The sequence below is a fragment of the Trueperella sp. HMSC08H06 genome (assembly GCF_001808465.1).
Taxonomy (GTDB): Bacteria; Actinomycetota; Actinomycetes; order Actinomycetales; family Actinomycetaceae; genus Trueperella; species Trueperella bernardiae.
The window spans coordinates 72454-86598 of sequence record NZ_KV793361.1 but is presented as its reverse complement, the minus strand read 5'-3'; the positions used below and the strand labels follow the sequence as shown (position 1 = coordinate 86598).

The following is a 14145-nucleotide window of genomic DNA, read 5'->3' as shown; positions in this document are numbered from 1 at the left end:
TGGGGATCTGCGGTGCGGGCACAAGTGCCGCGAACGAAACTGAGAGAAAAAGACGTCGAAAATGATAAAAGCCGCTTGAGCCTTTGAACCCCTGTTGGGCAGGGGTTTTGTTGTTTTCGGAGCGGTTCGCTGGGCTGCTGGAGGTTCGGCGATCCGGCGGTCATCGCTGTAACGCCCACTGGGGGTGGCGTCCGTTTGAAGCCAAGGGGGTCTGCGGGTGGGCTTGTGTTAGCGGGTATCTGGTTAGGGGGTGTCGTCGCTTTCAGCTAGTGGTTGGAGGACACGGAGCGTTTCAATACCGGCTTGATTGAGCGTTTCGAGGATTAACTCTGTGAGTGTTTCGTACTCTTGAGCAGTAGACGGACTTGCTTCAAGTTCGTGTTGGACAGTCCTGAAGTGCTTGATCGGTATGGACTCATTTCGCGGGCGCAGCAAACTTCCAGCCCAAGAACCTTCGTTCTTACAGATGTAGATTGGAACGCCCTAATCTATCACGTCATCGTAGGCGAGGATACGATCCGGTTTGTATTCCGCACCGGTGAACAGGTGAGCATGGCCTTGAAAGGGTGATGCTCGTATCGGTTGACGTGCACGGCTAGGCACGCCTCCCAGAAATTTTGAAGCGTCCTGGGTTTAGTTCCGCTTCTTTTACGGCCCTGTGTTGATGGGCTGGGTGAGATAGTACTCGGTTTCTACTTCTTGTGGGGTGGCGTAGTCCAATGCTTCGTGAAGCCGCTTGGTGTTCCACCAATGCACCCACCGCAAGGTGGCCAGTTCGACTTCTCCGACCGATGTCCACGGGCCTTGGGCATGAATCAGTTCCGCCTTGTAGAGACCATTGACTGTTTCGGCTAGTGCATTGTCATAAGAATCGCCGACTGTTCCCACACTCGGGCGTATTCCTGATTCCGCTAGGGCGGTGGAATACTTCAGCGACACGTACTGGCTGCCCCGATCGCTGTGGTGAATCAGCTGGTTACCATGGATTCGTCCGGCAGTCGTTAATGCATGCTCCAAGGCCTCCATGGGCAGCGCATCGGTGCGCATCGTCGAGCGTGTAGCAACACCAACAATTTTTCGGCTGAAGACATCCACGACAAACGCGGTGTAGGCGAATCCTGACAGGGTACGAACGTATGTAATATCGGCAACCCACAACCTGCCTGGCGCTTGTGCACGAAAGTTTCGCTGCACTAGGTCCGGGCGATGATCCGGTGTCTTCGGGCTAATCGTTGTCACGGGCGTTCGCCCACGTCTGCGGCCGGAAACACCTGCTAGCTTCATTAATCGGGCGGTCTTGTCGCGGCCGATATGAAAGCCTTCACGGTTCATCGCGTGCCACATTTTGCGGATGCCGTAGACCGAGAAATTCTGCGCATGCACACGCTGTATCTCTGGGATGAGAAGGCTATCGCTTAAGGCCCTTGCGCTGGGAACGCGTGTGGTGGCTTTGCGGTAGCCGCGTGAGGTGATGAATCCACGATCTGCTTGTTTGAGGACTCGGCAGATGGCCTCGACCCCAAACTGATCTTTGTACGCGTCGATGTAGGAGATCATTTGGTCGTGGGTCGGTCGAGTTCCGCTGCGAAAAAAGCCGAAGCAGTCTTAAGAATCCCGTTTGCTCGTTTCAGTTCGCGGTTTTCGCGGCGCAGACGCTTGAGCTCTTCTTCCATTGTTTCGCCACCTGAAGCGTCTGAGTCATCACGTACTGAAGCGCTGTCACGGTACCAAGCCCGCAACGTGTGGTGAGATACTCCAAGGAGCTCGCCGACCTCTGTGTAGGCGCATTGCAGTGAGCAGGACTCCAGGCGGACCATTTCGATGATCTGATGGACCGCCTTTTCCTTGAACTCGACGGAATACTTTCTAGGCATAGTTCAATCCTTCCTTAGCTGAGGTAGGAACTAAACCCAGGACGCTTCATTTGATAAGGTTAGCCTTACCTAATAAGGATGGTGTTTGTATGGACGATAGTGTAACGGATCAGGTTGTTGAAGGCGAGTATGAGTCGGCGAAGGAAAAATCTGTCGCTGGCCAGAACGCGATCCGTCAGCTATCGCAGCCGGTGAAAGGCAAACTGTTTATCGCGCAGGTTTTGGCTTTTCTCTCTGGTGTGTTGGCTATTGCCCCGTATGTGGCTCTGGTGGAGCTTGGCAGAGAACTTATGCAAGACCAGGTGGACCCGGCGCGGGTGAACTGGATCGTCATACTCCTCGTCAGCGCATACATGACCCGGTTGACCTTATATTTTGTTGCATTGGGCGTGACGCATTTTATTGACCTGTCGTTGCGTAATCAGCTGCGTCGGCAAATTGCCGCCCGAATGTCGACTGCTCGGCTGTCGTGGTTTACCCGCGAGGGTGAGGGGAAGATCCGCAAGACCATTCAGGATGATACGGCCACGGTGCACACAGTGATCGCGCACGGGCCGATCGAGAAACTGAACGCGATCGTATCCCCGCTCGCCTTGTTGATGTATGCGTTTGTGGTGGATTGGCGACTCGCGTTGCTGTCGATTGCGACGATTCCGATTTATGTGGGCATGTATGGCATGTCGATGCGTGGGATGAATGAGAAGACCGCACAAATGGACACCAAGCTCGCTCAGGTTTCGGCAACGATGGCCGAGTTCGTTGCCGGTATCTCAGTGGTGAAAGCGTTCGGCAAGGTCGGCCAAGCACATAAAGCCTATTTAGATGCAGCTAACGAGTTTTCTAAGTTCTACCGGGCGTGGTGTATGCCGCTGGTGTCGATGTCGGTCGCCTCATTTTCGTGGGTGTCGATCCCGGTGTTGTTGATCGTGAACCTTGGCGGTGGCGCGTTGATGATGAACGCCGGTTGGGTGAGCATCTACGAGGTGATAACGACGACGTTGATCGCCTTGGTGCTGCCGGGAGCGTTGATGGCAGTCGCAACCATCGCCTGGTCGTACCAGCTCGCAGGGTCTGCGGCAGTGAGGCTGGTGAACGTCATGGAGCTACCGGCGTTGAGTCAGCCCGATGCGCCACAGACACCAAAGGGTCATGATATTGAGATTCGGGGTGTGTCGTATGCCTATGATGACATCCAGGCATTAGACGAGGTGAGCCTGAGCATTCCGGCAGGCACGGTGACCGCGCTGGTTGGCCCGTCGGGTGCGGGGAAGTCGACGTTGGCGAGTTTGATTGCCCGCTTTGATGACCCGGACGCTGGCACGATCACCATCGGCGGGGTTGATCTAAAGAGCATTTCCCAGGACGTGTTGTATTCGACGGTCGCATTCGTCCTGCAAGATGCACAGCTTATTCGCGACACCATCCACAACAACATCGCTCTTGGCGCGCCAGACGCAACCTTGGATCAGGTGCGGCAGGCGGCGCGGGCAGCGCAGATCGACGAGTTCATCATGAGCCTGCCAGATGGTTACGACACCGTGTTGGGGGAGGACACCCACGTTTCGGGCGGGCAGGCAGCCCGTATCGCGATCGCCCGGGCGCTCATGGTTGATGCTCCAGTGTTGGTGCTGGACGAGGCGACGGCGATGGCGGACCCGGAATCGGAATCGAAAATCCAACAAGCTCTCTCGACTCTTGCCAAAGGCAGAACCGTGATTGTGATCGCCCACCGACTGGCCTCGATCAGAGGGGCAGACCAAATCGTCGTCATGGAACGCGGGCGCATTGCTGTGGTCGGTAAACACGACGAGCTGTTGGGTAATGCGCACTATCAGGCACTTCTTGCCCAAGGTGCATGCGAGGAGATGACACGATGAATCAACTATTGCTGCCACGCTTTAAGCGTTTGATGGAACCCGCCTCGTGGCGAGACCTCTCGGTCGGTCAAGCGTGGGGTGCGGTCTCAGGACTGTGTCACGGCTTTGCCCTGCTGACTCTGCTTCCCGCAGCAAGTGCCCTAGCGACCGGAATGCCGGTGTGGGGGTTATCGTTTTCGGGCTGGCTCATCGCCTTGGCGGTGATCGCGATGCTGGGCGTGGGCACGGAGTTTTATGGCATGCGCACCGGCTATATCGGCGCGCTCGGATTCATTCACGACGTACACCAGGCAGTAGGTAACAAAGTAGCCCGCCTACCGTTGGGAGTGTTCGATTCGGGTAGCTCTGGACGGCTGTCGCGCATGGTCACCCAGGAAATGATGAACTTGGGCGAGTCGGCGGCGCATTTCATTTTCTCCCTCGTCCAAAAACTCTCGGCCGTGCTCGTAGTGACTGTGGGAACCTGGTTCTGGGATTGGCGACTGGGACTGACCTTGACGATCGCCTTCCCGATCATGCTCGCCTTCCTCCATATCTCCCGCGTGCTTCTTGATAAAGGTAAGCAGATTTCCGAACCAGCCGAATCAGAGTTGGCGGCTCGCATGGTCGAATTCGCCACCTGCCAAGGCGCGCTGCGCTCCTGCCACGTCGCCGACGACTACCCGGCCCTTGATCGGGCATTCAAACAGGCTGACCGCAAAAGCCGCAAAGCATTGTGGATCGAAACATTAGCGAACCTGATTAATGGGATGTTCGTCCAAGCGCTCATTGTGGTGATGATCTGGCTCACCGCCCAACTCGCCCTCGGCGGGCAAATGAATGCGCTGAACGCCGTGGTCACAATCGGCATGTGCCTGCGGTTCACCACCATGCTCCAAGACATCGGTGGCTGCATGACCGGGCTGGAAGAACGCCGCCAGCAGATGAACCACGTCGACAAGGTCATGGACGCCCCCGAACTGTCCGAACCCGATGCCTCCACACCGATAAACGCCCCTGGTGATGTTCGTTTCGAGGACGTCACCTTCAGCTACGATCCGGACACCCCGGTTCTTTGTGATATTTCCTTCCATGTCCCGCAAGGCGGCATGTGTGCCCTGGTTGGTCCATCTGGGTGCGGGAAGACGACGATCGCCCGGTTGGTTGCACGTTTCTGGGATGTGCAGTCCGGCAGCGTGCGCGTTGGCGGAGTGGACGTGCGCGAGCAGACCACCGAAGATTTGATGCGCCAGGTGTCTCTTGTCTTCCAAGACGTCTACTTATTCAATGACACTCTCGAAGCCAACATTCGCCTTGGCAACCCAGAAGCCACCGATGAAGAAATCAGGTGGGCCGCTGACCTGTCGGGCGTGACGGAAATCGTCAACCGCCTCCCAGACGGCTGGAATTCATTGGCGGGTTCTGGCGGGCGTGCACTGTCGGGTGGGGAACGGCAACGCGTCTCTATCGCCCGCGCTTTGGTGAAGAAGGCCCCGATCGTGCTTTTCGATGAGGCCACTAGCGCGTTGGACGCGGAAAATGAAGCCAATATTGTTGCGGCGATGAATGAGCTACGCAAACACTCCACACTGATTGTCATCGCCCACAAACTTGAAACCATTCGACAAGCTGACCAAATCATTGTGCTCTCCCACGGTGGGCGTATCGCTCAGCGCGGGTGCCACGACGAGCTGGTCAACCAGCCAGGTCAATACCGCGATTTCTGGCAAGAACGCATCAACGCAGCCGGATGGCAACTCGTCTAAAACACAGCACGTATAAGCACATGAAAGGAAAAACTATGTCCACACCCACGTCCTCGCGCCTCAACGCGCGCGACTTCATCAACATTGGCGTCTTCACCGCCTTGATGTTCGTCATCGTGTTTGCATTCGGAATGCTCGGGTTCATCCCCGCCGCCATGTATGCCGGTTTCCTGCTTTCTATCCTCGTTAACGGCATCGTCTTTGCGCTGTTCACAGCACGCACTCCGAAGATGGGGGCGTTGACAATCATGCTGATTATCATCGAAATCCTCTTTTTCGTGACCGGCCACTGGGTGGGAGGCATCGCGGTGGCCGCTGTATTCGGCCTGCTCGCCGACCTAGTCATCACCAAGGGACCGAAGAACGTTAAGGTTCGCGTTCCGCTGGCATACGCACTGTTTATTCTGCCGATCTACGTGTCACCGTGGATGCCGCTATTTATGAACCAAGACGCATATATGTCGCAAATCGCCGAACAAATGGGTGCCGAGTATGCCGCCAAGATGGCACAGGTCGTCACGATTCCGATTCTGCTGGGCTTCTTCGGCGTGATGCTCATCGTGGGCTGGCTTGCTGGTCTGTTGGGAACCAGGGTCGCGCGCAAACACTTTGAACGGGCCGGTCTTGTCTAAACTTCCCGACCCGCGCACCATTATCGCAGCGCTCGTCATCGTCTCCACCACGATCTACAGTGCCTACTCGCCGTGGTTCGTGTGTACTCTGGGCGGATTCGCCGCCGTGATGCTGACGAGCGCTGCGATCAACCCCAACACGCTCGTGCGCCCCAGCTGGGTGGCCGTCTACCTCGCCACGTTTGCGGTCCTCAGCACACTCGTTTATGTGATACCCCTGGTCTGGAAGTCAACGGCCAGCGCGTTCCTCGTGCTGTTTCTGCAGTGGATGTGGCGATTCAGCGTCAGCGCAGGAATGGGAGCCTACGCGATCGGCGTAATCCGACCCGCCACCTTGCAAAAAGCACTCGCCAGCTCACGGATCCCGACCTGTTTCACGATCCCAATCTCGGTTGCCTTACGTGTGCTGCCCGTGATCGGCCACGAGGTTAAAGCGATCTCAGATGCCATCAAACTACGCGGCATGTCCGTGCTCTCACTGCGTGCGGCGCAATACTTCACAATCCCGCTGCTATCGACCGTGGTACGCAGCGGGGACGAACTGGCATCGGCCGCCCTCGTGCGCGGACTGGGCGGAACCGCAAAGCCCACCTCAGTCACGGTCGTGAAATTCCGTGTGATCGACGCAGTCATTCTGCTCGTCGTTATCGGCTTCGCGATATGGAGAATCGTCCTATGACAATAGCCCAAGCAACTGGGGTCACCTTCACCTATCGAGGAGCAGACCACCCCTCAATCAACGACGCAACCATCACCATCACACCCGGAACCGTCACCTTGCTGTGTGGCGCGTCAGGGTCAGGAAAAACCACCGCACTACGGCTATTTAACGGGCTGATCCCACACTTTCACGACGGCGACCTCACCGGAACCGTCACGGTTGACGGTATTGACGTGGCACGAGTAGATCTATCAGAGCTTGCCCACCACTGTTCGACAGTATTTCAAAACCCGCGCACCCAGTTCTACACCACCCACGTGCGCCAAGAACTCGCCTTCGGCCCAGAAAACCTCGGCCGCGACCCGCAGGAGATCTGTGCCCGCATTGACGAGGTCGCAGCCGAGTTAGGTATCGCCGACCTGTTGGAATCCCGCGTCACACAACTATCAGGCGGACAAATGCAACGCGTGGCCTGCGCCGTCGCCATGTGCAACAACACGTCGCTAATCGTCTTTGACGAGCCAACCGCGAACTTGTCCGCTGACGTTATCGACCAACTCGCCACACTCATCGCCAGGCTCAAAGCCGATGGACACACCATCATCATTGCTGAACACCGGCTAAGTTTCCTTTCCGGGATCGCTGACCGTGTCTACTGCTTCGATAAAGGCAACATCGCCCTCACCGCAACCGGCGAAGAGTTCTACGCTACCTCGGATGAGGAGCGCAAACAGCTTGGGCTGCGATCCCTAGTGCCCGTGCCCATGCCACAACTTCCGGAACCGGCAGAAGATGGGCTTGAGATCAGCAATCTCACCTTCGCCTACCGCCACGGAAACACGGTTCTCAACATCAGCCATCTGCTCTTCCCGGCAGGGAAAATCACGGCACTCCTCGGCCCGTGCGGGTCAGGCAAATCAACACTGGCACGCATTGTTTGCGGACTAGAAAAAGCCAAACAAGCATCCATCACACTCGGCGGACAAAAATTCACCAGCCGTGACGCCTACCTTGTGATGCAAGACCCTACCCGACAGTTGTTCTCAGATACCGTCATCGACGAAGTCACGCTCGGCACGACCAAAACCGAAAAGCAACACATCGATGCCCACGCGATCCTTGCAGAACTCGACCTTGCCGACCACGAGGCTGACCATCCGCAAGCACTCTCTGGCGGGCAACGCCAACGCCTGGTTATTGCTACAGCACTGGCTGCGAACAAGAAAGTTTACATCTTCGACGAGCCCACGTCCGGTGTTGGCTACAAGCACCTGGTCGCGATTTCCCGAGTAATGCGTAAACTCGCTGACACCGGTGCCGTCGTCATCGTCATCACCCACGACGCTGAACTCGTTACCGAGGTCGCCGACCATAGCGTCCGCCTCGACCAAATCAACGCCTGCTAACGCAGACGCCCGCTCAACCAAAAGAGAGGAAAGCGTTTCCGCAGGTCAGGGCAAACGCGCTATACACTCGCTAACGCTTTGACCCCCCTAAGCGATACTCGCTAACGCAAAAGGGTACTTATCAAATCCGACGTCTAAGTGGATACTTAGACGCTCATTTTGATACAAGACTGGCTTGGGGGCAGATTCATTCGGTAGGGGGTGTTTTCCAAAGACGGGGGTAGGAATTGCTGGTTTTTATTGCTGTGAGCGAGTTAGCTGGCCGATTGTTCGTCTTTGAAGATGACGCTGATGGCCCCATTAGCGTTGATAATGGCGTGGTCGACGAGGGTGTTCCATGCTTGGTCGCTGTATGCGAGTGGTGGCAGGGTGGCGAGGTAGACATGGACTTTGATGGCTTGTGCTCGGCGGTGGCGCAGGTCGTCGATCTTGTCGGTGATGTGCTGGTGCTCGGTCTCGAGTTGGCGGTGTCGGGTTTCGAGCTGGTGGTAGCGGCGGTCGTAGTCGTCGGGGTCGTGGGCTGTGGCTGCTGCGGTGGTGATGAGTTGGTTCATCAGCGTGATCGTTTCTTCGATCCGCTCCCCTAGTGTGGCCTGCTGAGTTTCCAACTCATGGGTGTCGTAGACGGTTTCGTCGAGCAGGCACATGGTGTCATCGAGAACGTCAGTGTTGGTGACGCGCTCAGCCAGGGCAGCGACGAAGGCGTTTTTGATCTGCTCCTCGGTGACGTGGGGTGTCGCGCAACGATGAATTTTCTTGTATTTGTTGTTGCAGCGCCAGATATAGCGGCGGTATTTGCTAGTGGAGTGCCACACTTTCCTCCCGAACGAGCCACCACACTCGCTGCAGGTGATCTTGTTGGCAAAGGGGTGGGTATTAGAGGTGCCTTTGCCTGCGCGGCTGGCGAGTTCTGCTTGGACCACGTCCCAGGTGGCTGGGGTGATGATGGGTTCGTGGTTGCCGGTGACGTAGTACTGGGGTACTTCGCCTTCGTTGACTTTCATGGTTTTGGTCAGGAAGTCGGTAGTGAAGCTCTTTTGGAGCAGCGCGTCGCCTTTGTATTTCTCGTTGGTCAGGATCGATCGCACAGTCGAGGGCGACCAGATTTGTTTGCCACGCGGTGTAAGAATCTGATCAGCGGTGAGTTCTTTAGCGATGGTTTGAGGGGTTGCGCCTTCTAGGAAGCGGGCGTAAATGCGCCGCACGATCGGGGCTTGGGTTTCGTCGATGGCGAGGTTTCCCTCCTCGCCTTTCTTGTAGCCCAACAGTGAAGCGTAGGGAACCATGATTTTCCCGTCGGCGAAGCGTTTACGGTGGCCCCAGGTGACGTTCTCGGAAATTGAGCGGGATTCTTCTTGCGCCAAGCTCGACATGATGGTGATGAGTAGTTCACCTTTGGAATCGAATGTCCAGATGTTTTCTTTTTCGAAGTAGACTTCCACGCCTGCGTCTTTGAGCTTGCGCACGGTGGTCAAGGAGTCGACGGTGTTGCGAGCAAACCGGGACACACTCTTGGTGAGGATTAGGTCGATTTTGCCTGCCAGGGCGTCATCGATCATGGTTTGGAATCCCTCACGGCGCTTCATGGAAGTGCCAGAGATGCCCTCATCGGAATACATGCCCGCGAACTGCCAATCAGAACGTGAGCGAATGTAAGTGGTGTAGTAGTCAATCTGAGCCTCATACGAGGAGGTTTGCTCTTCCATCTCAGTGGAAACTCGCGCATACGCCGCCACCCACCTGCGTGCCGGTACACCAGATGAGACTGCGGCAGATCGAAGCTTCTTTGTCGCGGGTATAGCAGTGACGGTGCGACTCATGCCATCCTCCCCTCACTGGTTAACCCCACTGGTGCCATGGTTCCATCCGCGAGGTGGAAGGTGAGCTGATGCTCGAAGGCCTCAATCATCACGACCTGCTCAGCAACATGGACAGGATCGAAACCCTGGGTGCCGAGCATGTCTGCGCAGGCTTGTTCGAGGAGCGTTTCGCGCAAGTTGTGCCCGCCGCAAGGGTTGCCGTTCCCGGTGCAGGCACTCCAGCAGCGCCAAAACTTATACGAGGTTCCAGACTTGTAGGTGCGGGTTTTGCGTTGATAGTTCTTCCCGCACGCGCCGCAGCAGATCCGCCCGGTGAACACGCCCGTGTTCTTTGACGGGGTCGCCGCCGGACCCACCTCACGCCTGTGCGCGATTTCTGCTTGCACCGCGTCAAACATCACCTCGTCAATGATTGGTGGTAGGGCTTGCTCGACCCAGTATCGCGGCAGCTCCCCGTCGTTGAGGACACATGTGGGTGCTTGGATCGTGGGGCGGTACATTTTCTGCAGCATCTGGCAGCCCTTGTAGCGCTCGTTTTCGAGCATGCGACGAAACACGGACCCGTAGAACCATCCCCCTCCGCGCGAACGCACACCTTGATCATTGAGCATGCCAGCTGTCTTTTCCGGGCTGATCCCATCGAGATAATTGGCAAACAGTAAGCGCACAATCTTGGCTTCTTCGTCAATGATCGTGAACTCGCCGTTTGCCCAGTGATAGCCGTAGACGACGAAAGAATTTGTGCCACCATTCTTGTACCGGTTCCGGATTGCCCATTTGACGTTGTGGGATAGTGAACGGGATTCTTCTTGGGCGAACGAGGCCAGCAAGGTTAACAGCAGTTCCCCGTCAGCGCTGAGGGTGTCGATCTGTTCACGCTCGAACCGCACCGCCACACCAAGGTCTTTGAGCTCACGGACCGTAGCGAGCAGGTCGACAGTGTTGCGGGCAAGGCGAGAGATCGACTTCGTCAAAATAACGTCAATGCCGCCTGCCTTAGCGGTGTCCATGAGGTGCTTGAATCCATCGCGATGCTTGGTGGAGGTGCCGGTAATACCTTCGTCGATAAATACCCCGACATAGTCCCACCCAGGGGTGGATTGAATCAGATGGGAGTAGTACGATACCTGGGCGGCGATCGACGACAATTGCCTTTCGTGCTCAGTGGACACCCGCGCGTAGGCCGCTACCCTCAACCGCTGCGGCCGTGCCGGTCTCGCCGAGATCACCCTCATCTCACCCACGTATCTCAATCTCCTTACACTGCTCGTTTCCCCTAATAAATAAGGGGTTCAGCTGGTTGTATCCATCTACGCTCTAAACCCGCGTTTTATCCAGTCGAACCCGCAAAATCAGCCCACCAACAACAGCAGGAAACTCCCCCGCCACACGGGTCAACACCACGCGGGCTTCACTGTCCGTCAGTGCACCAGTGTCAGTGAGCCGATCAATGAACCCCACAACCCTGGCTAGATCAACCTCGGCATCAAACACGCCCTTGGTCATCGATTGCCACCCTTGGTGCCGAACCGGTGGCGGATGTAGCAGGCATGGCTGCAGTATTTACGCCCCGCGTTCCCATATGCCTGAAAAGGCATGCCACAGTTTGCGCATGTGAACTCATAGAAGGTTTTGCGGATGCCTGCGTCTGGGTGGGTGTGCCAAAACGCTCGCCGATGCTTACTACAGCAGAACGATGGTTTCTTCCCATCCGCGCGTTGCGACAGTTTGATTCCGCACCAGCGGCACCACCGCCCATCAGGGTCAGCTTTCGCTGTTGGTTCGATACCAGTACGGGTGACATAGGCGCGGATCTGGTCGCGGCTGACCGTAAGACGTGCAGCGATCGCTTTATACCCAAGCCCGTCCAAGCGCATGCGCCTGGCTGCTTGTTTTTCTCTCTCATCTAACGCCATCACTGGCCTCCTCTCAGTAGAAGGCCACGAATGAGTGTCGAGTTAACCCCTCGCCGGAGGTCGCGTGTGGGCCTTCTACCCATACGCCCTCGGGCACCTGCGAATCCGGACGGGTAAGAAAGCCTCAAGAATGATGAAAAGCCCCGCCACCACCCATGACGGGTAGAAGCGGGGCTAAGTTTCGCCGTAGTGGCGCGTGTGGTTAGTAGCCGAGCTTGGCATTGACTCGCGCCTGCACCGCGCCGTAAAGGTTCCCGAGGCGACGCTTACGCTCCTCGCCATTGCCGTACTCGCCACGGATCACGGCGTCAGCCAATGCGTCGATGTTGGGCCCGGCGGGCTTCGGGGCGGATGCGTTGCCGGAAAGCTTCTCGTTCACGCGAGCCTGGACAGCCGCGTAGTTGGCTCCGAGGCGGCGCTTGCGCTCATCACCGTTCCCGTACTCGCCGCGAATCACTGCATCAGCGAGGGCATCGATGTCCGGTGTGGCTGGTGCTGGTGCTGGTGCTGGGGTGTTGCCGGTCATCTGGTCATACCAAGACTGGGCGCGGGCCATGTATGCGGCGTGCTGGGACCCAGCAAGAGATGCCGGGCAGGCCGTAGCAGAGAAGTCCTTGTGCCCGAACACGTTCTTGCCCCACTGGGGTCGGCCAAGGCCGTAGAACTTGCAAACGGCCGCGACGAGGTGTGCACCGTTATCGAGGCACGCCTCCGATACAGCCCACGGGCTGGAGCTCACGTCGGCGTGTTCGATGCCAATACTGGTGGTGTTGGCTACCCAATTTCCCGCGTGCCAGGCAGTGTCCCGGTCCCAGACGAGTTGGCCGATGCGGCCACTGGTTTCTACTTGGTAGTGGGCGGATGCTGGACGGGTTTGCCACACGTCGTAGCAGCCCCTGATGGTGAGGTTGCCTGCGTTGTGGTGGATGATGACCTTATCAATCCGTCTACCGTTGCGGCCGGGTGTGTAGTGTGTGTTCATGATGAGGTCGATGTCGGCCTCAAGCGCGAGCCAATTCTTCATCAGTGAATCTCCTTATCTGTTGGGTGTTCAGAGGTTGTTTCGGTCAGTGAGGGCCTGGTGTCGGCGCGGTTGGCGATCGCATCGAGCGCGCCGCGCATTTGGGATGGGACGGGTAGGCCGAGGCGGGTGGCGTTCTCCACCAGGGAGATGCCTTCGTTGGACAGGTAGAAGAAAATGACCGCCGCGCGTAGGACTCCGGGTGCGCCGAGGATGTGGACGTCGATGAGGTGGGCCAGGCCGACGAGGGTGAAGATGAGGATCTTTCGGCTGATTCCTCGGAAACCAACCGATGAGCTGAGGCGGCGTTCGTTGATGGCGGCGAGCACCCCGGTGATGTAGTCGGCGATAGCGAAGACAATCAACGCGTAAACCAAACCGTCTAAGCCTCCGAGGTAGGCGGCGAGCCAGGCACCAATACCGGCGATCCCGGTTTGGATGGCGTGCCAGATGGCGTTTAGAGACATGGGTGTTTCCTTTCGTGGGCATAAAAAATTGCCCACACCCATCTGGGGTGCAGGCATCAAAAATTGGTGTAGTACTGGGCTACATGGTCGGGTCGGTGAGGACCTCGAGAATTGGCAGGCTCAAGTCGAAGGACGCCGCCTTGGGCGCTGGGAGTTCTTGGGCTTCGATAGCCTCTGCTGGTGGTGAGGGCGTGGCATCGGATTCGACCGGGACGATCGGTAGCTGCACTTCTTCGCTAGGCGTTGACTCATCATCTGAAACATCGGTCAGTTCTGTGTCCTTTTCTTCCTCGGCCTTCATTGATTGTCCTTGGTGATGGCGTCGTAGAGGACGTCATAGGCCTCGGCCGCTTCGCCGGACAGTTCACCCTCATAGCCATCAAGAAGTGCTTTCACGTCCTTGTCGTGGCCGTCGTAGGTTGGCCCCGACACTTCAGCGATCGACGCGAGCAGGGCTTGACGGGCTTCGAGGAATTCACTCGCTTTGCCGGGGTCGGCGAGCATGAAGGTGCCGTCGTCGGCGAACACTGGGCGACCATGTTCATCGAGGCTCGCATAGTGGGTGACGAGGTCGTATTCATCTTCCCCGAATCGCGCGATCGCCTCCTTCACTAGCGTGAGGAGTTTCGAGCGAGCCCGGGACTGAGCGGCCTTGAGCGGCATATTGGTGAGTAGGTCGGCGATGGGTTGGAGGTGCTGGTTGGCGAGCATGATCTTCATCAGTGT

General features: G+C 57.2%; 14 protein-coding genes. 5 read left to right on the top strand and 9 right to left on the bottom strand.

Annotated elements, in window-relative coordinates:
• Nucleotides 1–648 precede the first annotated feature (648 nt).
• Nucleotides 649–1874, bottom strand: a protein-coding gene (locus HMPREF3174_RS06140) for an IS3 family transposase (RefSeq protein WP_101923944.1) whose coding sequence is annotated in 2 segments (ribosomal slippage) — nucleotides 649–1595 and nucleotides 1595–1874 — 1227 coding nt in all. Because the reading frame shifts where the segments join, the coding sequence is not laid out codon by codon here.
• 89 nt (nucleotides 1875–1963) lie between these two features.
• On the opposite strand from HMPREF3174_RS06140, the gene HMPREF3174_RS06130 reads away from it, so the two are divergent.
• Genes HMPREF3174_RS06130 through HMPREF3174_RS06110 form a run of 5 tightly spaced genes read left to right on the top strand, consistent with a single transcriptional unit; the run spans nucleotide 1964 to nucleotide 8195 of the window.
• Nucleotides 1964–3751: an ABC transporter ATP-binding protein gene (locus HMPREF3174_RS06130; protein ID WP_070448235.1), complete on the top strand. Its 1788-nt coding sequence runs from the start codon at nucleotides 1964–1966 to the stop codon at nucleotides 3749–3751.
• A complete protein-coding gene (locus tag HMPREF3174_RS06125; RefSeq protein WP_070448234.1) occupies nucleotides 3748–5496 on the top strand; it encodes an ABC transporter ATP-binding protein in 1749 nt (582 codons plus the stop codon). Before HMPREF3174_RS06130 ends, HMPREF3174_RS06125 begins: the two co-directional genes overlap by 4 nt.
• Before the next feature lie 35 nt (nucleotides 5497–5531).
• Entirely contained in the window at nucleotides 5532–6128 is a 597-nt protein-coding gene (locus tag HMPREF3174_RS06120) for an MptD family putative ECF transporter S component (RefSeq protein WP_016444300.1), read from the top strand.
• A complete protein-coding gene (locus HMPREF3174_RS06115) occupies nucleotides 6121–6807 on the top strand; it encodes an energy-coupling factor transporter transmembrane component T family protein (RefSeq protein WP_070448233.1) in 687 nt (228 codons plus the stop codon). The genes HMPREF3174_RS06120 and HMPREF3174_RS06115 overlap by 8 nt, the downstream gene beginning before the upstream one ends.
• Complete coding sequence (locus HMPREF3174_RS06110) at nucleotides 6804–8195, top strand: ABC transporter ATP-binding protein (RefSeq protein ID WP_070448232.1); 1392 nt, start codon at nucleotides 6804–6806, stop codon at nucleotides 8193–8195. Before HMPREF3174_RS06115 ends, HMPREF3174_RS06110 begins: the two co-directional genes overlap by 4 nt.
• A 254-nt stretch (nucleotides 8196–8449) precedes the next feature.
• Here HMPREF3174_RS06110 and HMPREF3174_RS06105 read toward each other — a convergent pair whose 3' ends face one another.
• The 8 genes from HMPREF3174_RS06105 to HMPREF3174_RS06075 form a co-directional block, all read right to left on the bottom strand.
• Nucleotides 8450–10015 (bottom strand): recombinase family protein, encoded by a 1566-nt coding sequence (locus tag HMPREF3174_RS06105; RefSeq protein WP_070448231.1) that lies wholly within the window; start codon nucleotides 10013–10015, stop codon nucleotides 8450–8452.
• Nucleotides 10012–11250 carry a recombinase family protein gene (locus HMPREF3174_RS06100; protein ID WP_070448230.1) on the bottom strand — a complete coding sequence of 413 codons (1239 nt, stop codon included), beginning with the start codon at nucleotides 11248–11250 and terminating at the stop codon, nucleotides 10012–10014. The genes HMPREF3174_RS06105 and HMPREF3174_RS06100 overlap by 4 nt, the downstream gene beginning before the upstream one ends.
• Before the next feature lie 82 nt (nucleotides 11251–11332).
• A complete protein-coding gene (locus tag HMPREF3174_RS06095; protein WP_006680346.1) occupies nucleotides 11333–11521 on the bottom strand; it encodes a hypothetical protein in 189 nt (62 codons plus the stop codon).
• The gene (locus HMPREF3174_RS09280; RefSeq protein ID WP_148132183.1) at nucleotides 11518–11931 is read right to left on the bottom strand and encodes an RNA polymerase subunit sigma-70; all 414 of its coding nucleotides are present in this window, start codon (nucleotides 11929–11931) and stop codon (nucleotides 11518–11520) included. Before HMPREF3174_RS09280 ends, HMPREF3174_RS06095 begins: the two co-directional genes overlap by 4 nt.
• A gap of 202 nt (nucleotides 11932–12133) precedes the next feature.
• The gene (locus HMPREF3174_RS06090) at nucleotides 12134–12955 is read right to left on the bottom strand and encodes an N-acetylmuramoyl-L-alanine amidase (protein ID WP_070448229.1); all 822 of its coding nucleotides are present in this window, start codon (nucleotides 12953–12955) and stop codon (nucleotides 12134–12136) included.
• Nucleotides 12955–13419, bottom strand: coding sequence for a phage holin family protein (locus HMPREF3174_RS06085; protein WP_070448228.1), 465 nt, complete (start codon nucleotides 13417–13419; stop codon nucleotides 12955–12957). Before HMPREF3174_RS06085 ends, HMPREF3174_RS06090 begins: the two co-directional genes overlap by 1 nt.
• A 79-nt stretch (nucleotides 13420–13498) precedes the next feature.
• Entirely contained in the window at nucleotides 13499–13720 is a 222-nt protein-coding gene (locus tag HMPREF3174_RS06080) for an acetyl-CoA carboxylase (protein ID WP_070448227.1), read from the bottom strand.
• Nucleotides 13717–14139 (bottom strand): DUF1617 family protein, encoded by a 423-nt coding sequence (locus tag HMPREF3174_RS06075; protein WP_070448226.1) that lies wholly within the window; start codon nucleotides 14137–14139, stop codon nucleotides 13717–13719. The genes HMPREF3174_RS06080 and HMPREF3174_RS06075 overlap by 4 nt, the downstream gene beginning before the upstream one ends.
• Between the last annotated feature and the right edge of the window lie 6 nt (nucleotides 14140–14145).